The sequence below is a fragment of the Pseudomonas sp. WS 5146 genome (assembly GCF_012985495.1).
In the GTDB taxonomy this organism is placed as follows: Bacteria; Pseudomonadota; Gammaproteobacteria; order Pseudomonadales; family Pseudomonadaceae; genus Aquipseudomonas; species Aquipseudomonas edaphica.
Window position 1 is genome coordinate 299,645 of sequence record NZ_JAAQWL010000007.1, and the last position, 23,083, is coordinate 322,727.

The window sequence follows — 23,083 nt, forward strand, 5'->3', positions numbered from 1 at the left end:
TTGAGAGGGTATATGCGGCGCTTTGCCGCGCAGCTTTCATGTAAGGCTGCACCCGGCACTTTGACAGTGTATATTCATCCAGTCTTTAGCCGTATACTCCTGCATTATTTACGCCCGCCGTGCGAGGCCATCTTGGACAAGATCCTGATTCGTGGGGCTAGAACCCACAACCTGAAGAACATCGACCTGACCCTGCCCCGGGACAAACTGATCGTCATCACCGGCTTGTCCGGCTCGGGCAAATCGTCACTGGCGTTTGACACGCTGTATGCCGAGGGCCAGCGCCGCTATGTGGAATCGCTGTCGGCCTATGCGCGACAGTTCCTGTCAATGATGGAAAAACCCGACGTCGACACCATTGAAGGCCTGTCGCCGGCGATTTCCATCGAACAGAAGTCGACCTCCCATAACCCGCGTTCCACCGTGGGCACCATCACTGAAATCTACGACTACCTGCGCCTGCTGTATGCGCGCGTAGGTATTCCACGCTGCCCGGACCACGACATTCCGCTGGAAGCCCAGACCGTCAGCCAGATGGTCGACCTGGTGCTGGCCCAACCGGAAGGCGCCAAGCTGATGCTGCTGGCGCCGGTGATTCGCGAGCGCAAGGGTGAGCACCTGTCGGTGTTCGAAGAGCTGCGTGCCCAGGGCTTTGTGCGGGCGCGCATCAACGGCAAGCTGTATGAGCTGGACGAAGCGCCGAAGCTCGACAAGCAGAAGAAGCATTCGATTGATGTGGTGGTCGACCGCTTCAAGGTACGCGCCGACTTGCAGCAGCGTTTGGCGGAATCGTTCGAGACCGCGCTGAAGCTGGCCGATGGTATTGCCCTGGTCGCACCGATGGATGACGAACCGGGCGAAGAGATCATCTTCTCTGCACGTTTTGCCTGCCCGATCTGCGGCCATGCGATCAGCGAGCTGGAACCCAAGCTGTTTTCCTTCAACAACCCGGCCGGGGCCTGCCCGACGTGCGATGGCCTGGGGGTGAAGCAGTTCTTCGACATCAAGCGCCTGGTCAACGGTGACCTGACCTTGGCGGAAGGTGCCATACGCGGCTGGGACAGGCGCAACGTCTATTACTTCCAGATGCTGGGGTCGCTGGCGTCGCACTATAAATTCAGCCTGGAAGTGCCATTCAACCAACTGCCAGCCGAGCAGCAGAAAGTCATCCTGCACGGTAGCGGCTCGCAGAATGTCGATTTCAAATACCTGAACGACCGCGGCGATATCGTCAAACGCTCACACCCGTTCGAGGGCATCGTGCCCAACCTGGAGCGGCGCTACCGCGAGACCGAATCGGCGAGCGTACGCGAAGAGCTGGCGAAATTCCTCAGCACCCAGCCCTGCCCGGATTGCCGTGGCACGCGCCTGCGTCGTGAGGCGCGGCACGTATGGGTAGGCGAGAAGACGTTGCCGGCAGTAACCAACCTGCCGATCGGCGATGCCTGTGAATACTTCGGTGTACTCAAGCTGACCGGCCGCCGTGGGGAAATTGCCGACAAGATTCTCAAGGAAATTCGCGAGCGCTTGCAGTTCCTGGTCAACGTCGGCCTGGACTACCTGTCGCTGGATCGCAGCGCGGATACCTTGTCCGGTGGTGAGGCCCAGCGGATTCGCCTGGCCAGCCAGATTGGTGCCGGCCTGGTGGGCGTTCTGTACATCCTCGACGAGCCGTCGATCGGCCTGCACCAACGTGACAATGATCGCCTGTTGGGTACGCTGAAACACCTGCGCGATATCGGCAACACGGTGATCGTGGTTGAGCACGACGAAGACGCGATTCGCCTGGCCGATTATGTGGTCGACATTGGTCCTGGTGCGGGTGTGCATGGCGGGCATATTGTCGCCGAGGGCACGCCTGCCGAAGTGATGGCTCACCCGGACTCGTTGACCGGCAAGTACCTGTCCGGTCGCGTGAAAATCGAAGTGCCAGCCAAACGCACGCCGCGTAACAAAAAAATGGCGCTGCACCTCAAGGGCGCGCGCGGAAATAACCTGCGCAATGTCGACCTGGAGATTCCGCTGGGCTTGCTGACCTGCGTGACCGGTGTTTCCGGCTCGGGCAAATCGACGCTGATCAACAACACGCTGTTCCCACTGAGCGCCACCGCCCTGAACGGCGCGACCACCCTGGAAGCGGCTGCACACGACAGCATCAAGGGCCTGGAGCACTTGGACAAGGTGGTCGATATCGACCAAAGCCCGATTGGCCGTACACCCCGCTCGAACCCTGCGACCTATACCGGGTTGTTCACGCCGATACGCGAACTGTTTGCCGGCGTGCCAGAGTCGCGCTCACGGGGCTATGGGCCTGGCCGGTTCTCGTTCAACGTCAAGGGTGGCCGCTGCGAAGCTTGCCAGGGCGATGGCCTGATCAAAGTGGAAATGCACTTCCTGCCGGACATCTACGTGCCGTGCGATGTGTGCAAGAGCAAGCGCTACAACCGCGAAACCCTGGAGATCAAGTATAAGGGCAAGAGCATCCACGAAACCCTCGAGATGACCATCGAGGAAGCGCGGGTGTTCTTCGACGCAGTTCCAGCATTGGCGCGCAAGCTGCAGACGTTGATGGATGTGGGCCTGTCGTACATCAAGCTGGGGCAGTCAGCGACCACGCTGTCGGGTGGCGAGGCGCAACGGGTGAAGTTGTCTCGTGAGCTGTCCAAACGCGACACGGGCAAGACCCTGTATATCCTCGATGAGCCAACCACGGGCCTGCACTTCGCGGACATTCAGCAATTGCTCGACGTTTTGCACCGCTTGCGCGACCACGGCAACACGGTGGTAGTCATCGAACACAACCTGGATGTGATCAAAACGGCCGACTGGCTGGTGGACCTCGGACCGGAAGGCGGTTCCAAGGGTGGCCAGATCATTGCGGTGGGCACGCCGGAGCAGGTCTCCGAGATGCCACAGTCGCATACTGGTTACTACTTGAAGCCACTGCTGGCACGCGACAGAGCCTGATTTATCGGGCTCATGAAAAAGCCCCTGTCACTTTGCGGTGACAGGGGCTTTTTTGCAGCCGCAAATCAGAACTGCGATTGCAGGTAATTCTCCAGACCGACCAACTTGATCAGCCCCAACTGCTTTTCAAGCCAGTAGGTGTGATCTTCTTCGGTGTCATTCAACTGCACGCGCAGAATTTCGCGAGTGACATAGTCGTTGTGCTGTTCACAGAGCTCGATGCCCTTGCAGAGCGCGGCACGCACCTTGTACTCGAGACGAAGGTCGGCAGCGAGCATGTCAGGTACCGTGGTGCCCACGTCCAGGTCGTCGGGACGCATGCGCGGCGTGCCTTCGAGCATCAGGATACGGCGCATCAGCGCGTCGGCGTGCTGTGCCTCTTCTTCCATTTCGTGGTTGATACGCTCGTAGAGCTCGGTAAAGCCCCAGTCTTCGTACATACGCGAATGGATGAAATATTGGTCACGAGCTGCCAGTTCGCCCGTCAGCAACGTGTTGAGGTAATCGATTACGTCGGGGTGACCTTGCATCGCCCTACATCTCCCTGCTTGAAAGTCTGTAGTTTGAACCATGCTGACTCGAAGGTCACGGGACAAACGGCAGAAAAGCGAAGATATTCAGAGAAAAGTGGCGGAAATAACGCAAAAACCGCCCGAATGAGGGCGGTTCTGCTTCTCGTTTAGAGTCAGCTAAGCGTTACGCCCAATGCAGTTGCAATGCCCTGGCCGTAAGCTGGGTCAGCCTTGAAAAAGTGCTGAAGCTGGCGCTGAACCACATCACTGCTGACGCCGGCCATCGCGCCGGCGATGTTGTTAATCAGCAGCGCTTTCTGAGCGTCGTCCTGCAGGCGGAACAACGCACCGGCATGGCTGTAGTAGTCCGTGTCTTCACGTTGATCATAACGGTCAGCAGCACCGTTCAGCGCCAGAGACGGCTCAGCGTACTGTGGCGCCTGCTTTGGTGTATCCGCCACGCTGTTGGGCTCATAGTTAGGAGACGCACCACCGTAACCAAAGGACATGGAACCATCGCGCTGGTTGTTATTGACCGGACTCAATGGGGAGTTGATCGGCAACTGCTGATGGTTGGTGCCAACGCGATAGCGGTGGGCGTCCGCATAAGCGAAAACACGGCCTTGAAGCATACGGTCTGGCGACAGACCAACACCCGGAACCATATTGCTTGGGCCGAAGCATGCCTGCTCGACTTCAGCAAAGTAATTCACTGGATTACGGTTCAGCTCCAGCTCACCCACCTCGATCAACGGAAACTCCTGCTGCGACCAGGTCTTAGTCACGTCGAACGGGTTTTCATAGTGAGCAGCGGCCTGAGCCTCGGTCATGATCTGGATGTTGACGCTCCACTTCGGAAAGTCACCGCGCTCAATCGCATCAAACAGGTCACGCTGCGCGTAATCAGGATCGGTACCGGCGATACGTGTCGCCTCCTCGGGTGTCAGGTTTTTGATCCCTTGCTTGGTTTTATAGTGCCACTTGACCCAATGGCGCTCGCCTTTAGCGTTGATAAGGCTGTAGGTATGGCTCCCGAAGCCGTGCATGTGACGATAGCCGTCTGGAGTGCCACGATCCGAGAACAGAATGGTGATCTGGTGCAGCGCCTCTGGGGACAATGACCAGAAGTCCCAGACCATCTGTGCACTTTTGAGGTTGGTTTGCGGCAACCGTTTCTGGGTGTGGATAAAATCTGGAAACTTGAGCGGGTCGCGAATGAAGAACACCGGGGTGTTGTTACCAACGATGTCCCAGTTACCTTCCTCGGTGTAAAACTTCAAGGCAAAGCCGCGCGGGTCACGCGCAGTATCTGCCGAGCCACGCTCACCACCCACCGTGGAAAAACGCAGAAACGTTGGAGTCTGCTTGCCTACCGACTCAAACAGCTTGGCGCGGGTGTATTGGGTAATATCCCGAGTGACGGTAAACGTACCGTGTGCACCTGAGCCTTTGGCGTGCACACGACGCTCAGGAATGTTCTCACGGTTGAAGTGCGCAAGCTTCTCGATGAGATGAAAATCATCGAGGAGCAGTGGCCCACGCGAGCCGGCAGTGCGGGAGTTCTGGTTATCTGCGACGGGAGCGCCGCTGGCGGTGGTCAGAATTGTACTCATGCTCAATCTTCCTCAGGTCAGGCTTAGAACTGCCGGCTAATCGGCTGGAGGGAGTATTGACCATCAAGATGACACCATCAAATGCATTAAATCATGGACTTTGATAGAAAATAACTAATAACCCGTCAGGGCGAATAGAGTTTGGATTAATAAGGGAACCGGCAGCGACTTGAGGAATATAGACGACTTTCCTATCGCCCACAAAAAACCGGGCACTAGGCCCGGTTCTTCGTTGCAGCGTGTCGTCTTACTCGGCGCTTACAGCTTCGCCGGCAGTAGCACGATCAACCAACTCGACATACGCCATAGGCGCGTTGTCGCCAGTGCGGAAGCCGCACTTGAGGATGCGCAGGTAGCCACCCTCACGGGTAGCGTAACGCTTGCCCAGGTCGTTGAAGAGCTTACCAACGATAGCTTTCGAACGAGTACGGTCGAAAACCAAACGGCGGTTAGCCAGGCTGTCTGTCTTGGCCAAAGTGATCAGCGGCTCAGCAACGCGACGCAGTTCTTTAGCTTTCGGCAGGGTAGTTTTGATCAGCTCGTGCTCGAACAGCGACACCGCCATGTTTTGAAACATGGCCTTGCGGTGCGAGCTGGTACGGCTCAGGTGACGACCACTTTTACGATGACGCATGGTTCATTCCTTACCAAACTCACGTTCGGTGATTACGACGATCAGGCAGTCGCCTTGTCGTCCTTCTTAAGACTTGCAGGCGGCCAGTTGTCGAGGCGCATGCCGAGGGACAGACCGCGGGAGGCCAGAACGTCCTTGATTTCAGTCAAGGATTTCTTGCCCAGGTTCGGAGTCTTCAACAGTTCTACTTCGGTACGCTGAATCAGGTCGCCGATGTAGTAAATGTTTTCCGCCTTAAGGCAGTTAGCCGAACGTACAGTCAGTTCCAGATCGTCAACCGGGCGAAGCAGGATCGGATCGATCTCGTCTTCCTGCTCGATTACCACTGGTTCGCTGTCACCTTTGAGGTCGACGAACGCAGCCAACTGCTGTTGCAGAATGGTTGCGGCGCGGCGGATAGCCTCTTCAGGATCCAGAGTACCGTTGGTTTCCAGATCAATAACCAGCTTGTCCAGGTTAGTACGCTGCTCGACACGGGCGTTTTCCACCACGTATGCGATACGGCGAACCGGGCTGAACGAAGAGTCAAGCTGCAAGCGACCAATGCTGCGGCTTTCGTCTTCATCGCTCTGACGCGAGTCGGCCGGTTCATAACCACGACCACGAGCTACAGTGAGCTTCATGTTCAGGGCGCCGTTAGACGCCAGGTTAGCGATTACGTGATCGGGATTAACGATCTCGACATCATGATCCAGCTGAATATCGGCAGCGGTAACCACCCCCGAACCCTTCTTCGACAAGGTCAGCGTAACTTCGTCACGGCCGTGCAGCTTGATAGCCAGACCTTTAAGGTTCAACAGGATTTCAATTACGTCTTCCTGTACACCTTCGATGGCGCTGTACTCGTGGAGCACACCGTCAATCTCGGCCTCGACTACTGCACAGCCGGGCATTGAGGACAACAGGATGCGGCGCAGCGCGTTGCCCAGGGTGTGGCCAAAACCACGCTCGAGAGGCTCGAGAGTGATCTTGGCGCGGGTTGGACTGACAACCTGCACATCAATGTGGCGGGGTGTCAGGAACTCATTTACCGAAATCTGCATGGATGCACCTATTTTCTAGCCCTTACTTGGAGTAGAGCTCGACAATCAGGCTTTCGTTGATGTCGGCGGACAGATCACTGCGAGCAGGAACGTTCTTGAAAACGCCCGACTTCTTCTCAGTGTCTACTTCTACCCATTCTACGCGGCCACGTTGGGCACACAGATCGAGAGCTTGGACAATGCGAAGTTGGTTTTTTGCTTTCTCGCGAATCGCGACCACGTCACCAGCACGAACCTGGTAGGACGGAACGTTAACGGTTTGGCCGTTTACGCTGACGGATTTGTGCGATACCAGCTGACGGGATTCGGCACGAGTCGAACCAAAGCCCATACGGTATACAACGTTGTCCAGACGGCATTCGAGCAGTTGCAGCAGGTTTTCACCGGTTGCACCTTTCTTGCCAGCAGCTTCTTTGTAGTAGCCGCTGAACTGACGCTCGAGAACGCCGTAAATACGACGGACCTTCTGCTTTTCACGCAGTTGGGTGCCGTAATCGGACTGGCGACCGCGGCGTTGGCCGTGGATACCAGGTGCTGCTTCAATGTTGCACTTCGATTCGATCGCGCGCACGCCGCTCTTCAAGAAGAGATCGGTGCCTTCACGACGAGCGAGTTTGCATTTTGGACCAATGTAACGAGCCATTCTTTACAATCTCCTGGATTACACGCGGCGCTTCTTCGGCGGACGGCACCCGTTGTGCGGGATTGGCGTCACGTCGGTGATGCTGGCGATCTTATAGCCACAGCCGTTCAAAGCACGGACAGCAGACTCACGACCTGGACCTGGACCTTTGACGTTAACGTCGAGGTTTTTCAGGCCGTATTCCAGCGCAGCTTGACCAGCACGTTCAGCAGCTACTTGAGCAGCAAACGGGGTGGACTTGCGGGAACCGCGGAAACCCGAACCACCAGAGGTAGCCCAAGACAGCGCGTTACCTTGACGGTCGGTGATGGTCACGATGGTGTTGTTAAAAGATGCATGGATGTGGGCGATGCCATCAACCACTGTCTTTTTAACTTTTTTACGAGGACGAGCAGCAGGTTTTGCCATGATAATTTTCCTGTCGATTCGCGTGGGCGATTACTTGCGGATCGGCTTACGCGGACCTTTACGGGTACGCGCGTTAGTCTTGGTACGCTGACCGCGTACTGGAAGACCACGACGATGACGCAGACCACGGTAGCAACCGAGGTCCATCAAACGCTTGATTTTCATGTTGATTTCGCGACGCAGGTCACCTTCAGTGGTGAACTTCGCCACTTCGCCACGCAACAGCTCAATCTGCTCGTCGCTCAGATCTTTGATCTTTGCGGCTGGGTTTACCCCAGTGTCTGCGCAAATTTTCTGCGCAGTAGTGCGACCAACACCATAGATGTAGGTCAGCGAGATAACAGTGTGCTTGTTATCTGGAATGTTAACGCCTGCAATACGGGCCATTCAGTGGGACTCCAATTGACAGCTACCTACGCCCCGGAAGCCAAGAAATAGGGCGCGAGATAATATCGCTGTAATAACAAATAATCAACCCGGCAGCGCACTAGCTGCCGGGCTTCAAGCGGATCACACTCAGCCTTGGCGCTGTTTGTGACGCGGTTCCGCGCTGCAAATTACTCGAACAACACCTTCGCGGCGAATAATCTTGCAGTTACGGCACAGCTTTTTCACCGATGCACGAACTTTCATCACCAACTCCTCGAACCTTATGGGGTACTCAGCGCAACATGCCGCTGCCGTAGCCCTTCAGGTTGGCTTTCTTCATCAGGGATTCGTACTGGTGCGAAACGAGGTGCGATTGTACTTGGGACATGAAGTCCATCACAACCACGACCACGATCAGCAACGAGGTCCCGCCAAGGTAGAACGGAACGTTTGCTGCAACCACCAGGAACTGGGGAAGCAAGCACACGGCCGTCATATATAGAGCACCGAACAGGGTCAAACGAGTCAGAACGCCATCAATGTAGCGTGCCGACTGCTCACCTGGACGGATACCCGGAATAAAGGCACCGGACTTCTTCAGGTTTTCCGCTACGTCTTTCGGATTGAACATCAACGCCGTATAGAAGAAGCAGAAGAAAATAATCCCTGCACTAAACAGCAGAATATTCAACGGCTGACCAGGAGCGATCGACTGAGAGAGGTCCTGCAGCCAGCCCATATTTTCAGACTGACCAAACCAGGTACCCAACGAAGCCGGAAACAGCAAAATGCTGCTCGCGAAAATTGCCGGAATAACACCGGCCATATTCACTTTCAGCGGCAAGTGGCTGGTCTGCGCAGCAAAGACCTTACGGCCCTGCTGACGCTTGGCGTAGTGAACAGCAATACGACGCTGGCCACGCTCAATGAACACCACAAAACCGATAATCGCTACTGCCAGCACACCGATGGCAACCAAGGCGAAGATATTGATATCACCCTGACGTGCAGACTCGAAAGACTGCCCGATTGCTCTCGGAAGACCGGCGACGATACCTGCGAAAATCAACATCGAGATACCGTTGCCAACACCACGCTCAGTAATCTGCTCACCCAGCCACATCATGAACATCGCGCCAGCCACAAACGTGGATACCGCGACGAAATAGAAGCCAAAGTCACCAGTGAACGCAACGCCCTGCCCCGCCAGGCCAACGGACATGCCGATAGCTTGAACCAGGGCGAGAACGACAGTGCCGTAGCGGGTGTACTGGCTAATCTTGCGACGGCCAGCTTCACCTTCCTTCTTCAACTGCTCCAGCTGCGGGCTCACGGCGGTCATCAACTGCATGATGATCGATGCCGAAATGTACGGCATGATCCCCAATGCAAAGATGCTCATCCGTTCCAGCGCGCCGCCGGAAAACATGTTGAACAAGCTAAGAATGGTCCCCTCATTCTGTCGAAACAGGTCTGCGAGTCGGTCCGGGTTGATACCTGGAACCGGGATGTGTGCGCCTATTCGGTAGACGATAATCGCCAGGAACAGAAAACGCAGACGAGCCCAAAGTTCAGACATACCGCCTTTGCCGAGCGCTGAGAGAGCACCTTGCTTAGCCATTTATTCCTCGAACTTGCCGCCAGCTGCTTCGATAGCCGAACGCGCACCTTTGGTGGCGCCGATTCCCTTGCCGATAGTGACAGCGCGAGTCACTTCACCGGACAACATGATTTTCACACGTTGTACGTTGACGTTGATCACGTTGGCATCTTTCAGGGTCTGCACAGTAACGATGTCGCCTTCCACTTTAGCCAGCTCGGACAGACGCACTTCTGCGCGATCCATGGCTTTCAGGGATACGAAACCGAACTTAGGCAGGCGACGATGCAGCGGCTGTTGACCGCCTTCAAAGCCAGGAGCAATGGTGCCACCGGAGCGGGAGGTTTGACCTTTGTGGCCACGGCCACCAGTCTTACCCAAACCGCTACCGATACCACGGCCCGGACGATGCTTTTCGCGACGGGAACCCGGCGCTGGACTCAGATCATTGAGTTTCATCGATTAACCCTCTACACGCAGCATGTAGTAAGCCTTGTTGATCATCCCGCGATTCTCGGGAGTATCCTGGACTTCTACAGTGTGACCGATGCGACGCAGACCCAAACCTTTAACACACAGTTTGTGGTTAGGGATGCGGCCGGTCATGCTTTTGATCAGCGTTACTTTAACGGTAGCCATGATCAGAAGATCTCCTTGACAGTCAGACCACGCTTGGCAGCGATGGACTCAGGAGATTGCATAGCTTTCAAACCCTTGAAAGTGGCGTGAACCACGTTTACCGGGTTAGTCGAGCCGTAGCACTTGGCCAGAACGTTCTGAACGCCAGCAACCTCGAGGACAGCACGCATAGCGCCGCCAGCGATGATACCGGTACCTTCAGAAGCAGGCTGCATGTACACCTTCGAAGCGCCGTGAGCGGACTTCATTGCGTACTGCAGCGTGGTGCCGTTCAGATCAACTTGGATCATGTTGCGACGAGCAGCTTCCATTGCCTTCTGGATCGCGGCAGGCACTTCACGTGACTTGCCACGGCCGAAGCCAACACGCCCTTTACCATCACCTACCACGGTCAACGCGGTGAAAGTGAAGATACGGCCGCCTTTAACGGTTTTGGCTACGCGGTTAACTTGAACCAGCTTCTCAATGTAGCCTTCGTCGCGCTTTTGGTCGTTATTTGACATAACTTAGAACTCCAGCCCAGCTTCACGAGCAGCATCAGCCAGCGCTTTCACGCGACCGTGGTACTTGAAGCCAGAGCGGTCGAAAGCCACTTGCGAGACGCCCACGGCCTTAGCACGTGTAGCGACCAGCTGGCCAACCTTTGTGGCCGCGTCGATGTTGCCGGTGGCACCATCACGCAGTTCTTTATCCAAAGTCGAGGCGCTGGCCAGGACTTTGTTGCCGTCGGCCGAGATGACCTGGGCGTAGATGTGCTGCGACGAGCGGTACACGCAGAGACGCACGACTTCGAGTTCGTGCATTTTCAGGCGTGCTTTGCGAGCGCGACGCAGTCGAGTAACTTTTTTGTCGGTCATTTGCTATGCCCTACTTCTTCTTGGCTTCTTTACGACGGACGACTTCGTCCGCGTAGCGCACACCTTTGCCTTTGTACGGCTCTGGTGGACGGAAGTCGCGGATCTCAGCGGCCACCTGACCTACCAGCTGCTTATCAATACCCTTGATCAGGATATCGGTTTGGCTGGGGGTCTCAGCGGTGATGCCTTCCGGCAGTTCGTAATCCACTGGGTGCGAGAAGCCAAGGGCCAGGTTCAAAACCGTGCCTTTTGCTTGCGCTTTGTAACCAACACCGACCAGCTGGAGCTTACGCTCGAAGCCTTGGCTTACGCCTTGGACCATGTTGTTTACCAACGCACGCGTGGTACCGGCCATTGCGCGAGTTTGTTGATCGCCATTGCGAGCAGCGAAACGCAGCTCACCAGCTTCTTCAACGATCTCAACGGACGAATGGATGTTCAGTTCAAGAGTGCCCTTGGCACCCTTCACCGAAAGCTGTTGGCCTGCGAATTTTACTTCGACACCGGCTGGCAGCTTAACGGGGTTCTTAGCGACGCGAGACATGCTTATCCCCCCTTAGAACACAGTGCAAAGAACTTCGCCGCCGACACCGGCAGCGCGCGCAGCACGATCCGTCATCACACCTTTGTTGGTGGAGACGATAGACACGCCCAGACCGCCACGAACTTTCGGCAGATCTTCAGCGGACTTGTACTGACGCAGGCCTGGACGGCTAACGCGCTTCACTTCTTCAATGACCGAACGGCCTTCGAAGTACTTCAGCTCGATGGACAGCAGTGGCTTGGTTTCGCTGCTGATCTGATAACCCGCAATGTAGCCTTCGTCTTTCAGGACTTTGGCAACAGCTACCTTCAACTTGGAAGATGGCATGCTTACGACGGACTTTTCAGCCATCTGGGCATTACGGATACGAGTTAGCATGTCCGCTAACGGGTCCTGCATACTCATGGGCTAGACGCTCCTAATACAAAAAAATTAGCCTTGCGGCTACATATGTCGCCGAGAATCTCCGGCCATAAAAAACACGGGCTCAGGCGAGCCGCGTATTTTAGACATACTCCGGAAATGAAACAAGCCCCAAAAGGGGCTTGATCCAGATTCAAGGTCACCGGCGGTCAGTATCTTGCGATTCTGCCCACCTGGACGCTGAAAGTACTTACCAGCTGGCTTTAACCAGACCTGGTACGTCACCACGCATTGCCGCTTCACGCAGTTTGTTACGGCCGAGGCCGAACTTGCGGTAAACGCCGTGTGGACGACCGGTCAGGCGGCAGCGGTTACGCATGCGCGAAGCGCTTGCGTCACGTGGCTGCTTCTGCAGAGCAACTGTAGCTTCCCAGCGCGCTTCTGGACTTGCGTTCAGATCAACGATGATTGCTTTCAGTGCTGCACGCTTCTTGGCGTACTTGGCAACCGTGAGCTGACGCTTCAGCTCGCGGTTTTTCATGCTCATCTTGGCCATGGTCCTACTCCAATCAGTTGCGGAACGGGAATTTGAAAGCACGCAACAGGGCGCGACCTTCATCATCGTTCTTGGCAGTGGTGGTCAGGGTGATGTCCAGACCGCGGAGAGCATCGATCTTGTCGTAGTCGATTTCCGGGAAGATGATCTGCTCTTTCACGCCCATGCTGTAGTTACCACGACCATCGAAGGACTTGGCATTCAGGCCGCGGAAGTCGCGAACCCGAGGCAGGGAGATCGACAGCAGACGATCCAGGAATTCATACATACGCTCACGGCGCAGAGTCACTTTGACGCCGATCGGCCAACCTTCACGGACTTTAAAGCCAGCGATGGATTTCCGAGCGTAAGTCACAACGACTTTTTGACCGGTGATCTTTTCCAGGTCAGCAACAGCGTGCTCGATGACTTTTTTGTCACCGACCGCTTCGCCCAGACCCATGTTCAGGGTGATTTTGGTAACGCGTGGAACTTCCATCACGTTCGAAAGCTTAAGTTCTTCCTTAAGTTTCGGTGCGATTTCTTTCCAGTAAATCTCTTTTAGTCGTGCCATGGTCTTCTACCTAGCAGTGTTCAAGCATCAACCGCTTTTTGGGTCGACTTGAAGACACGAATTTTCTTGCCGTCTTCTACTTTGAAACCAACGCGGTCAGCCTTGTTGGTTTCGCCGTTGAAAATGGCGACGTTAGAAGCGTCCAGTGGAGCTTCTTTTTCGACGATACCGCCTTGTACGCCCGACATCGGGTTAGGCTTGGTATGACGCTTAACCAGGTTCAGACCGCCGATAACCAGACGGTTATTAGCGAGAACCTTAAGCACCTTACCGCGCTTACCTTTGTCTTTGCCGGCGATCACGATGATCTCGTCGTCACGACGAATCTTTTGCATGTCGGATCTCCTTACAGCACTTCTGGGGCGAGCGAGACGATCTTCATGAACTTCTCAGTACGAAGTTCACGGGTCACTGGCCCAAAGATACGGGTGCCGATCGGCTCTTGCTTGTTGTTCAGAAGAACAGCAGCGTTGCCATCAAAGCGGATAATGGAGCCATCAGCACGGCGTACGCCGTGACGAGTGCGGACTACAACAGCAGTCATCACTTGGCCTTTTTTCACTTTACCGCGAGGAATTGCTTCCTTCACGGTAACTTTGATGATGTCACCGATACCAGCGTAACGACGATGGGAGCCACCCAGCACCTTGATGCACATAACACGGCGAGCGCCGCTGTTATCGGCCACATCGAGCATGGATTGAGTCTGAATCATATAATTTCTCCGACCCCTAGTCCTTAGACTTCCACAGCGCGTTCGAGAACATCAACCAGTGCCCAAGACTTGGTCTTGGCCAGCGGACGAGTTTCACGAATAGTGACTTTGTCGCCGATGTGGCACTGGTTGGTTTCGTCGTGCGCGTGCAGCTTAGTCGAACGCTTAACATATTTACCGTAGATCGGGTGCTTAACGCGACGCTCGATCAGTACGGTGATGGTTTTGTCCATCTTGTCGCTGACAACACGGCCAGTCAGCGTACGGACAGTCTTTTCGGCTTCAGCCATGATCACTTACCTGCCTGCTGGTTGAGCACAGTCTTCACGCGAGCGATGTCACGCTTAACTTGCGAGAGCAGATGAGACTGCCCCAACTGGCCAGTTGCTTTCTGCATACGCAGATTGAACTGGTCGCGCAGCAGGCCGAGCAGTTGCTCGTTCAGCTGCTGTGCGGATTTTTCACGAAGTTCATTCGCTTTCATCACATCACCGTCCGTTTAACAAAGGCGGTGGCGAGCGGCAGCTTTGCAGCAGCCAGGGCAAAAGCCTCACGCGCCAGCTCTTCAGTTACACCCTCGATTTCATACAGGACTTTGCCTGGCTGAATCTGGGCTACCCAGTATTCCACGTTACCCTTACCTTTACCCATCCGAACCTCGAGAGGCTTTTTGGAGATCGGCTTGTCCGGGAATACACGGATCCAGATCTTGCCGCCACGTTTTACGTGACGGGTCAGTGCACGACGCGCTGACTCGATCTGACGAGCGGTGAGACGACCACGAGCTACAGACTTCAGCGCGAACTCGCCGAAGCTGACTTTGCTACCGCGCTGAGCCAGACCACGGTTGTGGCCTGTCATCTGCTTGCGGAACTTCGTACGCTTAGGTTGCAACATTTGGCGTACCCCTTACTTAGCAGCTTTTTTACGAGGCGCTGGTGCTTGTGGTTTCAGTTCTTCTTGGCGACCACCAATTACTTCGCCCTTGAAGATCCAAACCTTTACACCGATCACACCGTAAGTGGTGTGAGCTTCGTAGTTGGCATAGTCGATGTCGGCACGCAGGGTGTGCAGTGGCACACGACCTTCGCGATACCATTCAGTACGTGCGATTTCAGCACCGCCGAGACGACCGCTCACTTGGATTTTGATGCCTTTGGCACCAATGCGCATGGCGTTCTGTACAGCGCGCTTCATAGCGCGACGGAACATTACACGACGCTCCAGCTGCTGAGCTACGCTCTGCGCAACCAGCATACCGTCGAGCTCCGGCTTACGGATCTCTTCGATATTGATGTGCACAGGCACACCCATTTGCTTGGTCAGGTCCTGACGCAGTTTCTCAACATCTTCACCTTTCTTCCCGATAACGATACCTGGACGAGCGGTGTGGATGGTGATACGTGCAGTTTGTGCCGGACGATGGATATCGATACGGCTTACGGACGCGCTTTTTAGTTTGTCTTGGAGATACTCACGCACCTTCAGATCAGCGAACAAATAGTCCGCATAAGTCCGACCGTCTGCGTACCAGACGGAGGTGTGCTCCTTGACGATTCCCAGGCGAATGCCAATGGGATGTACTTTCTGACCCATCTCTTCGACTCCGTTACTTGTCAGCAACCTTGACAGTGATATGGCAAGACCGCTTGACGATGCGATCAGCACGGCCTTTGGCACGTGGCATGATGCGCTTCAGCGAACGCCCTTCGTTGACGAAAACGGTGCTGACCTTCAGGTCATCAACGTCTGCGCCTTCGTTATGCTCGGCGTTGGCTACGGCCGACTCCAGCACTTTCTTCATGATCTCGGCGGCTTTCTTACTGCTGAAAGCCAACAGGTTGAGCGCTTCGCCCACCTTCTTCCCGCGGATCTGGTCGGCGACCAAGCGGGCTTTCTGGGCGGAGATTCGAGCGCCCGACAACTTAGCGGCTACTTCCATTTCCTAACCCCTTAACGCTTGGCTTTCTTGTCTGCCACGTGCCCACGATAAGTGCGGGTACCGGCAAACTCGCCCAGTTTGTGGCCGACCATGTCTTCGTTAACGAGAACTGGGACGTGTTGGCGACCGTTGTGTACTGCGATGGTCAGACCGACCATTTGTGGCAGGATCATCGAACGACGCGACCAGGTCTTAACTGGTTTGCGATCGTTCTTTTCCGCCGCCACTTCGATCTTCTTCAGTAGGTGAAGATCAATAAAAGGACCTTTTTTCAGAGAACGTGGCACTGTCGTATCCCTCTATTTACTTGCGACGACGGACGATCATTTTGTCGGTACGCTTATTACCACGAGTCTTCGCGCCCTTAGTCGGGAAGCCCCATGGCGATACCGGATGACGACCACCAGAGGTACGACCTTCACCACCACCGTGTGGGTGGTCAACCGGGTTCATGGCAACACCACGAACGGTTGGGCGAACGCCACGCCAGCGTTTGGCACCAGCTTTACCCAGCGAACGCAGGCTGTGCTCGGAGTTCGAGACTTCGCCCAAGGTCGCGCGGCATTCAGCCAGCACTTTACGCATCTCACCAGAACGCAGACGCAGGGTCACGTAGACACCTTCACGAGCGATCAGCTGAGCCGAAGCACCAGCGGAACGAGCGATTTGCGCGCCTTTACCTGGCTTCAATTCGATGCCGTGTACGGTGCTACCAACTGGAATGTTACGCAGTTGCAGAGCGTTGCCCGGCTTGATCGGTGCCAAAGCACCTGCGATCAGCTGGTCACCAGCACTCACGCCTTTAGGGGCGATGATGTAGCGACGCTCGCCATCTGCGTACAGCAGCAGAGCGATGTGAGCAGTACGGTTTGGATCGTATTCGATACGCTCGACAGTGGCAGAGATGCCATCTTTGTCGTTGCGACGGAAATCGACCAGACGATAATGCTGCTTATGGCCACCACCGATGTGACGAGTGGTAATACGACCATTGTTGTTACGACCACCAGTCTTCGATTTTTTCTCGAGCAGCGGTGCGTGAGGAGCGCCTTTATGCAGCTCCTGGTTGACCACCTTGACCACAAAACGGCGGCCAGGGGAAGTCGGTTTGCATTTAACGATTGCCATGATGCACCCCTTCCTTACTCAGCACTGCTGCTGAAATCGAGATCTTGGCCTGGCTGAAGGGAGATAACTGCCTTCTTCCAGTCATTACGCTTGCCCAGACCGCGAGCAGTGCGCTTGCTCTTACCCAGAACATTCAGGGTAGTAACACGCTCTACTTTCACGCTGAACAGGCTTTCGACGGCCTTCTTGATTTCCAGCTTGGTTGCGTCAGTTGCAACCTTGAAAACGAACTGGCCTTTCTTGTCAGCCAGAACCGTAGCCTTTTCGGAAACGTGCGGGCCAAGCAGAACTTTAAATACGCGTTCCTGGTTCATCCCAGCAGCTCCTCGAATTTCTTCACGGCCGACACGGTGATCAACACCTTGTCGTATGCGATCAGACTAACTGGATCGGAACCTTGCACGTCACGTACATCAACGTGTGGCAGGTTGCGAGCAGCCAGGTACAGGTTCTGATCAACAGCTTCCGACACGATCAAAACGTCGGTCAGGCTCATGTTGTTCAGTTTGCCCAGCAGATCTTTGGTTTTTGGACTTTCAACAGCGAAGTCTTGAACCACGACCAGACGATCAGTACGCACGAGTTCAGCAAGGATGGAGCGCAGTGCTGCGCGATACATCTTCTTGTTGAGCTTCTGAGTGTGATCCTGTGGACGAGCTGCGAAAGTGGTACCGCCGCCACGCCAGATTGGGCTACGGATAGTACCGGCACGAGCACGGCCAGTACCTTTCTGACGCCAAGGGCGCTTACCGCCACCACGTACGTCGGAACGGGTCTTTTGCTGCTTGCTACCTTGACGGCCGCCGGCCATGTAGGCCACGACTGCTTGGTGAACCAGCGTCTCGTTGAATTCGCCGCCAAATGTCAGTTCGGAAACTTCGATCGCTTGAGCGTCATTTACATTTAATTGCATGTCAGCTTCCCCTTAACCGCGAGCCTTGGCCGCTGGACGTACAACCAGGTTGCCGCCAGTAGCGCCAGGAACAGCACCCTTGACCAACAACAGATTGCGTTCAGCGTCGACGCGCACTACTTCGAGGGACTGCACGGTCACGCGCTCAGCGCCCATATGACCGGACATTTTTTTGCCCTTGAATACACGACCAGGAGTCTGGCACTGGCCAATAGAGCCCGGGACGCGGTGGGAAACGGAGTTACCGTGAGTGTTGTCTTGGCCACGGAAATTCCAACGCTTGATCGTACCCTGGAAGCCTTTACCCTTGGACTGACCGGTTACATCAACCAGTTGACCAGCGGCGAAGATTTCAGCGTTGATCAGATCGCCAGCCTGGTAGTCGCCGTCTTCGAGACGGAACTCCATAACAGTGCGACCAGCTGCAACGTTTGCTTTAGCGAAGTGACCTGCTTGAGCAGCAGTCACGCGCGAAGCACGACGCTCGCCGACAGTGACTTGCACTGCACGATAGCCATCGGTTTCTTCAGTTTTGAACTGGGTGACGCGATTCGGCTCGATCTCAATGACCGTGACCGGAATGGAGACACCTTCTTCGGTGAAAATACGGGTCATACCGCATTTACGACCGACTACACCAATAGTCATGTTGTAAACCTCATGAGTGTACGGGGCTTTCACCCGCTATGGCCGCCCATTTCAGAGCGTTACACGACTAAGACCCAAGTCTTAGCCGAGGCTGATCTGTACTTCCACACCGGCCGCCAGATCAAGCTTCATAAGTGCATCAACGGTTTTATCCGTTGGCTGGACGATGTCCAGTACGCGCTTATGAGTACGGATCTCGTACTGGTCACGCGCGTCTTTGTTGACGTGCGGGGAGACCAGAACGGTGAACCGCTCTTTACGGGTAGGCAGTGGAATTGGACCACGCACTTGAGCACCAGTACGTTTCGCGGTTTCCACGATTTCCTGGGTGGATTGGTCGATCAGGCGATGGTCAAAAGCCTTCAACCTGATACGGATTTGCTGATTTTGCATTGGATTTCAGACTCCGGCTGCTATTCCCAGCGAGCGCAATACGCCCGTTAAAAGGAGGCGCAATTCTATAGACGGCCCTGATAGGTGTCAACCCAATAAAAAAGGCCCCCGCTGAGCGGGGGCCTTTTCAAAACATCAGAGCTATCTCAGAAGAGATAATTACTCGATGATTTTAGCTACAACGCCAGCACCAACGGTACGGCCGCCTTCACGGATTGCGAAACGCAGGCCGTCTTCCATAGCGATGGTTTTGATCAGGGTGACAACCATTTTGATGTTGTCGCCTGGCATTACCATTTCTACGCCTTCCGGCAGTTCGCAGTTACCGGTTACGTCGGTAGTACGGAAGTAGAACTGTGGACGGTAGCCTTTGAAGAACGGAGTGTGACGGCCGCCTTCTTCTTTGCTCAGCACGTACACTTCAGCTTCGAACTTGGTGTGCGGCTTAACCGAACCTGGCTTAACCAGAACCTGGCCACGCTCAACGTCGTCACGCTTGGTACCACGCAGCAGAACGCCGCAGTTCTCGCCAGCACGACCTTCGTCGAGCAGTTTACGGAACATTTCAACACCGGTGCAGGTGGTGACGGTAGTGTCACGCAGACCAACGATTTCCAGTGGATCTTGAACCTTGACGATACCGCGCTCGATACGACCAGTTACAACAGTACCGCGACCGGAGATCGAGAATACGTCTTCGATTGGCATCAGGAACGGCTTGTCGATAACACGAACTGGATCTGGGATGTAGCTGTCCAGAGTCTCAACCAGTTTACGAACGGACGTGGTGCCCATTTCGTTGTCGTCTTTGCCTTCCAGAGCCATACGAGCAGAACCGATGATGATCGGAGTGTCGTCGCCTGGGAAGTCGTAAGTGCTCAGCAGATCGCGCACTTCCATCTCAACCAGTTCCAGCAGCTCAGCGTCGTCTACCAGGTCGGCCTTGTTCAGGTAAACCACGATGTACGGAACGCCTACCTGACGGGACAGCAGGATGTGCTCACGGGTTTGTGGCATCGGACCATCAGCGGCCGAGCAAACCAGGATCGCGCCGTCCATCTGGGCAGCACCGGTGATCATGTTCTTCACATAGTCAGCGTGACCTGGGCAGTCAACGTGAGCGTAGTGACGGATCAGCGAGTTGTATTCAACGTGCGCAGTGTTGATGGTGATACCACGAGCTTTTTCTTCTGGCGCGCTGTCGATTTTATCGAAATCAACGATTGCGGAACCGAACACTTCGGAGCAAACGCGAGTCAGAGCAGCAGTCAGAGTGGTTTTACCGTGGTCAACGTGACCGATGGTGCCAACGTTGACGTGCGGTAGGGAACGATCAAATTTTTCTTTAGCCACGACAATTAACTCCTTGCCTAAAGGACTGAATCAGCCTTGTTTTTTGGATACAGTTTCAGCGATGTGCGCCGGAGCTGTGTTGTATTTTTTGAATTCCATAGAGTAGCTTGCGCGACCCTGGGACATGGAGCGAACGTCGGTCGCATAACCGAACATCTCACCCAACGGAACCTCGGCGCGAATCACTTTGCCGGAAACCGTGTCTTCCATACCCAAGATCATGCCGCGACGACGGTTAAGGTCGCCCATGACATCACCCATATAGTCTTCAGGTGTAACAACTTCTACCGCCATGATTGGCTCAAGCAACTCACCACCACCCTTCTGGGCCAGTTGCTTGGTTGCCATGGAAGCAGCCACCTTAAACGCCATCTCGTTGGAGTCGACGTCGTGGTAAGAACCGTCAAAAACGGTTGCTTTCAGGCCGATCAGCGGATAGCCGGCAACAACACCGTTCTTCATCTGCTCTTCGATACCCTTCTGGATAGCAGGGATGTATTCCTTAGGAACAACACCACCCACTACTTCGTTCACGAATTGCAGACCTTCCTGACCTTCGTCAGCAGGAGCAAAACGGATCCAGCAGTGACCGAACTGACCACGACCGCCGGACTGACGAACGAACTTGCCTTCGATTTCACAGTTCTTCGTGATGCGCTCACGATAGGAAACCTGAGGCTTACCGATGTTGGCTTCGACGTTGAACTCACGGCGCATCCGGTCAACCAGGATGTCCAGATGCAGCTCGCCCATGCCGGAGATGATCGTTTGACCAGTCTCTTCATCAGTCTTGACGCGGAAAGATGGATCTTCCTGAGCAAGTTTGCCCAAAGCGATACCCATTTTTTCCTGGTCATCCTTGGTCTTAGGCTCTACGGCAACCGAAATAACCGGCTCCGGGAAGTCCATGCGAACCAGGATGATTGGCTTGGCAGCGTCGCACAAAGTCTCACCAGTGGTGACGTCCTTCATGCCGATCAGGGCCGCGATGTCACCAGCGCGTACTTCCTTGATCTCTTCACGGGCGTTTGCGTGCATTTGCACCATACGACCCACGCGCTCTTTCTTACCTTTAACCGAGTTGATCACGCCGTCGCCGGATGCCAACACGCCCGAGTAAACACGGACGAAGGTCAAAGTACCCACGAATGGGTCGGTAGCGATCTTGAACGCCAGGGCCGAGAACGGCTCGCTGTCGTCTGCATGACGCTCCATTTCTTCTTCCTCGTTATCAGGGTTGGTACCCTTGATAGCAGGAATATCGGTTGGAGCAGGCAGGTAGTCGATCACAGCATCGAGAACCAGGGGAACGCCCTTGTTCTTGAACGAGGAACCGCAAACAGCCAAGACGATCTCACCAGCGATAGTACGCTGACGCAGAGCGGCCTTGATTTCCACGTTGGTGAGTTCTTCACCCTCGAGGTACTTGTTCATCAGCTCTTCGCTGGCTTCGGCCGCAGCCTCAACCATGTTGTTGCGCCACTCGTCAGCCAGTTCCTGCAGTTCTGCAGGGATAGGCTTACGAACAGGAACCATACCTTTGTCGGAGTCATTCCAGTAAACAGCTTCCATGTTGATCAGATCGATCTGACCCTGGAAGTTGTCTTCGGAGCCGATTGCCAATTGAATTGGCACCGGAGTGTGACCCAGGCGCTGTTTGATCTGACCGATCACGCGCAGGAAGTTGGCACCAGCACGGTCCATCTTGTTTACGTAAACAAGACGTGGAACGCCGTACTTGTTGGCTTGACGCCATACGGTTTCCGACTGAGGCTCAACACCCGAGGTACCGCAGAACACAACGACAGCGCCGTCGAGTACGCGCAGGGAACGCTCAACTTCAATGGTGAAGTCTACGTGGCCTGGTGTATCGATTACGTTGAAGCGATGCTCGTCTTTGTACTGCTTCTCGGAACCCTTCCAGAAGGCGGTAATAGCAGCAGAAGTAATGGTAATACCACGCTCCTGCTCCTGAACCATCCAGTCTGTGGTCGCGGCGCCGTCATGCACCTCGCCCATTTTGTGACTTTTGCCGGTGTAAAACAGTACGCGCTCGGTGGTGGTGGTTTTACCAGCATCCACGTGAGCAACGATACCGATGTTACGGTAGCGGCTAATCGGAGTAGTACGAGCCATAAAGCCCTCGCAAAATTAGTGAAGCTAAGATTAGAAGCGGTAGTGCGAGAAAGCTTTGTTAGCTTCAGCCATACGGTGCACGTCTTCACGCTTCTTAACAGCAGCACCTTTACCTTCAGCGGCGTCCAACAGCTCGCCGGCCAAACGCAGAGCCATAGACTTCTCGCCGCGCTTACGGGCGAAGTCTACCAACCAGCGCATTGCCAGAGCGTTACGACGGGACGGACGAACTTCGACCGGAACCTGGTAAGTAGCACCGCCTACACGGCGCGACTTCACTTCGACCAGCGGAGCGATGGCGTCGAGAGCTTTCTCGAAGATTTCCAGGGGGTCGCTGTTCTTGCGTTCTTTAACCTTTTCCAGCGCGCCATAAACGATACGCTCGGCAACGGCTTTCTTGCCGCTTTCCATCACGTGGTTCATGAACTTGGCCAGAATTTGGCTTCCGTATTTTGGATCGTCAAGCACTTCGCGCTTGGCTGCTACGCGTCTTCTTGGCATGGATAAGCCCTCAAACGGTCTTCAGGTTCGCTCGGAATCGGTGCCCTTTCGGG

General features: G+C 55.0%; 34 protein-coding genes. 1 reads left to right on the forward strand and 33 read right to left on the reverse strand.

All coding sequences use genetic code 11. The annotated features are described in order from the left end of the window. Positions 1-132 precede the first annotated feature (132 nt). Entirely contained in the window at positions 133-2,967 is a 2,835-nt protein-coding gene (gene uvrA, locus HBO41_RS19650; protein ID WP_026013597.1) for an excinuclease ABC subunit UvrA, read from the forward strand. Between the two features lie 65 nt (positions 2,968-3,032). On the opposite strand, the gene bfr is transcribed toward uvrA, so the two are convergent. From bfr to rpsG, 33 genes are all read right to left on the reverse strand, one after another. Then, a complete protein-coding gene (bfr, locus tag HBO41_RS19655; protein WP_015886133.1) occupies positions 3,033-3,497 on the reverse strand; it encodes a bacterioferritin in 465 nt (154 codons plus the stop codon). 155 nt (positions 3,498-3,652) lie between these two features. Then, complete coding sequence (locus tag HBO41_RS19660; RefSeq protein WP_407073967.1) at positions 3,653-5,092, reverse strand: catalase; 1,440 nt, start codon at positions 5,090-5,092, stop codon at positions 3,653-3,655. Between the two features lie 247 nt (positions 5,093-5,339). Further along, the gene (rplQ, locus tag HBO41_RS19665; RefSeq protein ID WP_017135967.1) at positions 5,340-5,726 is read right to left on the reverse strand and encodes a 50S ribosomal protein L17; all 387 of its coding nucleotides are present in this window, start codon (positions 5,724-5,726) and stop codon (positions 5,340-5,342) included. 41 nt (positions 5,727-5,767) lie between these two features. Then, on the reverse strand, positions 5,768-6,769 hold the full coding sequence (locus HBO41_RS19670; protein WP_003176403.1) for a DNA-directed RNA polymerase subunit alpha: 1,002 nt from the start codon (positions 6,767-6,769) through the stop codon (positions 5,768-5,770). Positions 6,770-6,791: 22 nt separating this feature from the next. Continuing rightward, a complete protein-coding gene (gene rpsD, locus HBO41_RS19675; RefSeq protein ID WP_003210056.1) occupies positions 6,792-7,412 on the reverse strand; it encodes a 30S ribosomal protein S4 in 621 nt (206 codons plus the stop codon). Positions 7,413-7,430: 18 nt separating this feature from the next. Next, positions 7,431-7,820: a 30S ribosomal protein S11 gene (rpsK, locus tag HBO41_RS19680; protein ID WP_002555466.1), complete on the reverse strand. Its 390-nt coding sequence runs from the start codon at positions 7,818-7,820 to the stop codon at positions 7,431-7,433. A gap of 30 nt (positions 7,821-7,850) precedes the next feature. Continuing rightward, a complete protein-coding gene (gene rpsM / locus HBO41_RS19685) occupies positions 7,851-8,207 on the reverse strand; it encodes a 30S ribosomal protein S13 (protein WP_003210063.1) in 357 nt (118 codons plus the stop codon). A 129-nt stretch (positions 8,208-8,336) separates the two neighbouring features. Further along, positions 8,337-8,453 (reverse strand): 50S ribosomal protein L36, encoded by a 117-nt coding sequence (gene rpmJ, locus HBO41_RS19690; protein WP_002555468.1) that lies wholly within the window; start codon positions 8,451-8,453, stop codon positions 8,337-8,339. 28 nt (positions 8,454-8,481) lie between these two features. Next, positions 8,482-9,810 (reverse strand): preprotein translocase subunit SecY, encoded by a 1,329-nt coding sequence (secY, locus tag HBO41_RS19695; protein ID WP_017135965.1) that lies wholly within the window; start codon positions 9,808-9,810, stop codon positions 8,482-8,484. Then, complete coding sequence (gene rplO, locus HBO41_RS19700) at positions 9,811-10,248, reverse strand: 50S ribosomal protein L15 (protein ID WP_003176407.1); 438 nt, start codon at positions 10,246-10,248, stop codon at positions 9,811-9,813. Positions 10,249-10,251: 3 nt separating this feature from the next. Continuing rightward, the gene (rpmD, locus tag HBO41_RS19705; RefSeq protein ID WP_003176408.1) at positions 10,252-10,428 is read right to left on the reverse strand and encodes a 50S ribosomal protein L30; all 177 of its coding nucleotides are present in this window, start codon (positions 10,426-10,428) and stop codon (positions 10,252-10,254) included. Between the two features lie 2 nt (positions 10,429-10,430). Next, on the reverse strand, positions 10,431-10,931 hold the full coding sequence (gene rpsE, locus HBO41_RS19710) for a 30S ribosomal protein S5 (protein WP_003176409.1): 501 nt from the start codon (positions 10,929-10,931) through the stop codon (positions 10,431-10,433). 3 nt (positions 10,932-10,934) lie between these two features. Next, positions 10,935-11,285 (reverse strand): 50S ribosomal protein L18, encoded by a 351-nt coding sequence (gene rplR, locus HBO41_RS19715; RefSeq protein WP_017135964.1) that lies wholly within the window; start codon positions 11,283-11,285, stop codon positions 10,935-10,937. 10 nt (positions 11,286-11,295) lie between these two features. After that, positions 11,296-11,829 (reverse strand): 50S ribosomal protein L6, encoded by a 534-nt coding sequence (gene rplF, locus HBO41_RS19720; RefSeq protein WP_003176412.1) that lies wholly within the window; start codon positions 11,827-11,829, stop codon positions 11,296-11,298. A gap of 12 nt (positions 11,830-11,841) precedes the next feature. After that, positions 11,842-12,234: a 30S ribosomal protein S8 gene (rpsH, locus tag HBO41_RS19725; RefSeq protein ID WP_010566853.1), complete on the reverse strand. Its 393-nt coding sequence runs from the start codon at positions 12,232-12,234 to the stop codon at positions 11,842-11,844. Positions 12,235-12,442: 208 nt separating this feature from the next. Next, positions 12,443-12,748, reverse strand: coding sequence for a 30S ribosomal protein S14 (gene rpsN, locus HBO41_RS19730; RefSeq protein ID WP_003176414.1), 306 nt, complete (start codon positions 12,746-12,748; stop codon positions 12,443-12,445). A 13-nt stretch (positions 12,749-12,761) separates the two neighbouring features. Next, positions 12,762-13,301, reverse strand: a complete 540-nt coding sequence (gene rplE, locus HBO41_RS19735) for a 50S ribosomal protein L5 (protein ID WP_003176415.1) — start codon at positions 13,299-13,301, stop codon at positions 12,762-12,764. Between the two features lie 20 nt (positions 13,302-13,321). Further along, positions 13,322-13,636: a 50S ribosomal protein L24 gene (gene rplX / locus HBO41_RS19740; protein ID WP_003176416.1), complete on the reverse strand. Its 315-nt coding sequence runs from the start codon at positions 13,634-13,636 to the stop codon at positions 13,322-13,324. 11 nt (positions 13,637-13,647) lie between these two features. Continuing rightward, complete coding sequence (gene rplN, locus HBO41_RS19745) at positions 13,648-14,016, reverse strand: 50S ribosomal protein L14 (protein WP_002555479.1); 369 nt, start codon at positions 14,014-14,016, stop codon at positions 13,648-13,650. Positions 14,017-14,039: 23 nt separating this feature from the next. Beyond that, a complete protein-coding gene (rpsQ, locus tag HBO41_RS19750) occupies positions 14,040-14,306 on the reverse strand; it encodes a 30S ribosomal protein S17 (protein WP_003176419.1) in 267 nt (88 codons plus the stop codon). Positions 14,307-14,308: 2 nt separating this feature from the next. Further along, the gene (rpmC, locus tag HBO41_RS19755; RefSeq protein WP_002555481.1) at positions 14,309-14,500 is read right to left on the reverse strand and encodes a 50S ribosomal protein L29; all 192 of its coding nucleotides are present in this window, start codon (positions 14,498-14,500) and stop codon (positions 14,309-14,311) included. Continuing rightward, positions 14,500-14,913, reverse strand: a complete 414-nt coding sequence (rplP, locus tag HBO41_RS19760) for a 50S ribosomal protein L16 (protein WP_003232424.1) — start codon at positions 14,911-14,913, stop codon at positions 14,500-14,502. The genes rpmC and rplP overlap by 1 nt, the downstream gene beginning before the upstream one ends. Before the next feature lie 12 nt (positions 14,914-14,925). Then, entirely contained in the window at positions 14,926-15,612 is a 687-nt protein-coding gene (rpsC, locus tag HBO41_RS19765) for a 30S ribosomal protein S3 (RefSeq protein ID WP_003176422.1), read from the reverse strand. 13 nt (positions 15,613-15,625) lie between these two features. Then, positions 15,626-15,958 carry a 50S ribosomal protein L22 gene (gene rplV, locus HBO41_RS19770; protein ID WP_003103908.1) on the reverse strand — a complete coding sequence of 111 codons (333 nt, stop codon included), beginning with the start codon at positions 15,956-15,958 and terminating at the stop codon, positions 15,626-15,628. An 11-nt stretch (positions 15,959-15,969) separates the two neighbouring features. Continuing rightward, positions 15,970-16,245 (reverse strand): 30S ribosomal protein S19, encoded by a 276-nt coding sequence (gene rpsS / locus HBO41_RS19775; protein ID WP_002555486.1) that lies wholly within the window; start codon positions 16,243-16,245, stop codon positions 15,970-15,972. Positions 16,246-16,261: 16 nt separating this feature from the next. Continuing rightward, positions 16,262-17,086, reverse strand: coding sequence for a 50S ribosomal protein L2 (rplB, locus tag HBO41_RS19780; protein ID WP_003176423.1), 825 nt, complete (start codon positions 17,084-17,086; stop codon positions 16,262-16,264). A gap of 14 nt (positions 17,087-17,100) precedes the next feature. After that, a complete protein-coding gene (rplW, locus tag HBO41_RS19785) occupies positions 17,101-17,400 on the reverse strand; it encodes a 50S ribosomal protein L23 (RefSeq protein ID WP_002555488.1) in 300 nt (99 codons plus the stop codon). Further along, complete coding sequence (gene rplD / locus HBO41_RS19790) at positions 17,397-17,999, reverse strand: 50S ribosomal protein L4 (RefSeq protein WP_017135963.1); 603 nt, start codon at positions 17,997-17,999, stop codon at positions 17,397-17,399. The genes rplW and rplD overlap by 4 nt, the downstream gene beginning before the upstream one ends. 12 nt (positions 18,000-18,011) lie before the next feature. Further along, complete coding sequence (rplC, locus tag HBO41_RS19795) at positions 18,012-18,647, reverse strand: 50S ribosomal protein L3 (protein WP_003194649.1); 636 nt, start codon at positions 18,645-18,647, stop codon at positions 18,012-18,014. Between the two features lie 81 nt (positions 18,648-18,728). Then, positions 18,729-19,040, reverse strand: coding sequence for a 30S ribosomal protein S10 (rpsJ, locus tag HBO41_RS19800; protein ID WP_003186070.1), 312 nt, complete (start codon positions 19,038-19,040; stop codon positions 18,729-18,731). 159 nt (positions 19,041-19,199) lie between these two features. Next, positions 19,200-20,393, reverse strand: a complete 1,194-nt coding sequence (tuf, locus tag HBO41_RS19805; RefSeq protein WP_003176426.1) for an elongation factor Tu — start codon at positions 20,391-20,393, stop codon at positions 19,200-19,202. A gap of 30 nt (positions 20,394-20,423) precedes the next feature. Beyond that, on the reverse strand, positions 20,424-22,529 hold the full coding sequence (gene fusA, locus HBO41_RS19810) for an elongation factor G (RefSeq protein WP_010206921.1): 2,106 nt from the start codon (positions 22,527-22,529) through the stop codon (positions 20,424-20,426). 30 nt (positions 22,530-22,559) lie between these two features. After that, entirely contained in the window at positions 22,560-23,030 is a 471-nt protein-coding gene (rpsG, locus tag HBO41_RS19815; protein WP_002555493.1) for a 30S ribosomal protein S7, read from the reverse strand. Positions 23,031-23,083: the final 53 nt, after the last annotated feature.

What these genes read in the sequence shown, in the direction of transcription:
- bfr (WP_015886133.1), bottom strand. Translation starts at nt 3,497, where the DNA reads ATGCAAGGTCACCCCGACGTAATCGATTACCTCAACACGTTGCTGACG.
- HBO41_RS19660 (WP_407073967.1), bottom strand. Translation starts at nt 5,092, where the DNA reads ATGAGTACAATTCTGACCACCGCCAGCGGCGCTCCCGTCGCAGATAAC.
- rplQ (WP_017135967.1), bottom strand. Translation starts at nt 5,726, where the DNA reads ATGCGTCATCGTAAAAGTGGTCGTCACCTGAGCCGTACCAGCTCGCAC.
- HBO41_RS19670 (WP_003176403.1), bottom strand. Translation starts at nt 6,769, where the DNA reads ATGCAGATTTCGGTAAATGAGTTCCTGACACCCCGCCACATTGATGTG.
- rpsD (WP_003210056.1), bottom strand. Translation starts at nt 7,412, where the DNA reads ATGGCTCGTTACATTGGTCCAAAATGCAAACTCGCTCGTCGTGAAGGC.
- rpsK (WP_002555466.1), bottom strand. Translation starts at nt 7,820, where the DNA reads ATGGCAAAACCTGCTGCTCGTCCTCGTAAAAAAGTTAAAAAGACAGTG.
- rpsM (WP_003210063.1), bottom strand. Translation starts at nt 8,207, where the DNA reads ATGGCCCGTATTGCAGGCGTTAACATTCCAGATAACAAGCACACTGTT.
- rpmJ (WP_002555468.1), bottom strand. Translation starts at nt 8,453, where the DNA reads ATGAAAGTTCGTGCATCGGTGAAAAAGCTGTGCCGTAACTGCAAGATT.
- secY (WP_017135965.1), bottom strand. Translation starts at nt 9,810, where the DNA reads ATGGCTAAGCAAGGTGCTCTCTCAGCGCTCGGCAAAGGCGGTATGTCT.
- rplO (WP_003176407.1), bottom strand. Translation starts at nt 10,248, where the DNA reads ATGAAACTCAATGATCTGAGTCCAGCGCCGGGTTCCCGTCGCGAAAAG.
- rpmD (WP_003176408.1), bottom strand. Translation starts at nt 10,428, where the DNA reads ATGGCTACCGTTAAAGTAACGCTGATCAAAAGCATGACCGGCCGCATC.
- rpsE (WP_003176409.1), bottom strand. Translation starts at nt 10,931, where the DNA reads ATGTCAAATAACGACCAAAAGCGCGACGAAGGCTACATTGAGAAGCTG.
- rplR (WP_017135964.1), bottom strand. Translation starts at nt 11,285, where the DNA reads ATGACCGACAAAAAAGTTACTCGACTGCGTCGCGCTCGCAAAGCACGC.
- rplF (WP_003176412.1), bottom strand. Translation starts at nt 11,829, where the DNA reads ATGTCTCGCGTCGCTAAGAACCCCGTTAAGCTGCCAGCCGGTGTCGAA.
- rpsH (WP_010566853.1), bottom strand. Translation starts at nt 12,234, where the DNA reads ATGAGTATGCAGGACCCGTTAGCGGACATGCTAACTCGTATCCGTAAT.
- rpsN (WP_003176414.1), bottom strand. Translation starts at nt 12,748, where the DNA reads ATGGCCAAGATGAGCATGAAAAACCGCGAGCTGAAGCGTCAGCTCACG.
- rplE (WP_003176415.1), bottom strand. Translation starts at nt 13,301, where the DNA reads ATGGCACGACTAAAAGAGATTTACTGGAAAGAAATCGCACCGAAACTT.
- rplX (WP_003176416.1), bottom strand. Translation starts at nt 13,636, where the DNA reads ATGCAAAAGATTCGTCGTGACGACGAGATCATCGTGATCGCCGGCAAA.
- rplN (WP_002555479.1), bottom strand. Translation starts at nt 14,016, where the DNA reads ATGATTCAGACTCAATCCATGCTCGATGTGGCCGATAACAGCGGCGCT.
- rpsQ (WP_003176419.1), bottom strand. Translation starts at nt 14,306, where the DNA reads ATGGCTGAAGCCGAAAAGACTGTCCGTACGCTGACTGGCCGTGTTGTC.
- rpmC (WP_002555481.1), bottom strand. Translation starts at nt 14,500, where the DNA reads ATGAAAGCGAATGAACTTCGTGAAAAATCCGCACAGCAGCTGAACGAG.
- rplP (WP_003232424.1), bottom strand. Translation starts at nt 14,913, where the DNA reads ATGTTGCAACCTAAGCGTACGAAGTTCCGCAAGCAGATGACAGGCCAC.
- rpsC (WP_003176422.1), bottom strand. Translation starts at nt 15,612, where the DNA reads ATGGGTCAGAAAGTACATCCCATTGGCATTCGCCTGGGAATCGTCAAG.
- rplV (WP_003103908.1), bottom strand. Translation starts at nt 15,958, where the DNA reads ATGGAAGTAGCCGCTAAGTTGTCGGGCGCTCGAATCTCCGCCCAGAAA.
- rplB (WP_003176423.1), bottom strand. Translation starts at nt 17,086, where the DNA reads ATGGCAATCGTTAAATGCAAACCGACTTCCCCTGGCCGCCGTTTTGTG.
- rplW (WP_002555488.1), bottom strand. Translation starts at nt 17,400, where the DNA reads ATGAACCAGGAACGCGTATTTAAAGTTCTGCTTGGCCCGCACGTTTCC.
- rplD (WP_017135963.1), bottom strand. Translation starts at nt 17,999, where the DNA reads ATGCAATTAAATGTAAATGACGCTCAAGCGATCGAAGTTTCCGAACTG.
- rplC (WP_003194649.1), bottom strand. Translation starts at nt 18,647, where the DNA reads ATGACTATTGGTGTAGTCGGTCGTAAATGCGGTATGACCCGTATTTTC.
- rpsJ (WP_003186070.1), bottom strand. Translation starts at nt 19,040, where the DNA reads ATGCAAAATCAGCAAATCCGTATCAGGTTGAAGGCTTTTGACCATCGC.
- fusA (WP_010206921.1), bottom strand. Translation starts at nt 22,529, where the DNA reads ATGGCTCGTACTACTCCGATTAGCCGCTACCGTAACATCGGTATCGTT.
- rpsG (WP_002555493.1), bottom strand. Translation starts at nt 23,030, where the DNA reads ATGCCAAGAAGACGCGTAGCAGCCAAGCGCGAAGTGCTTGACGATCCA.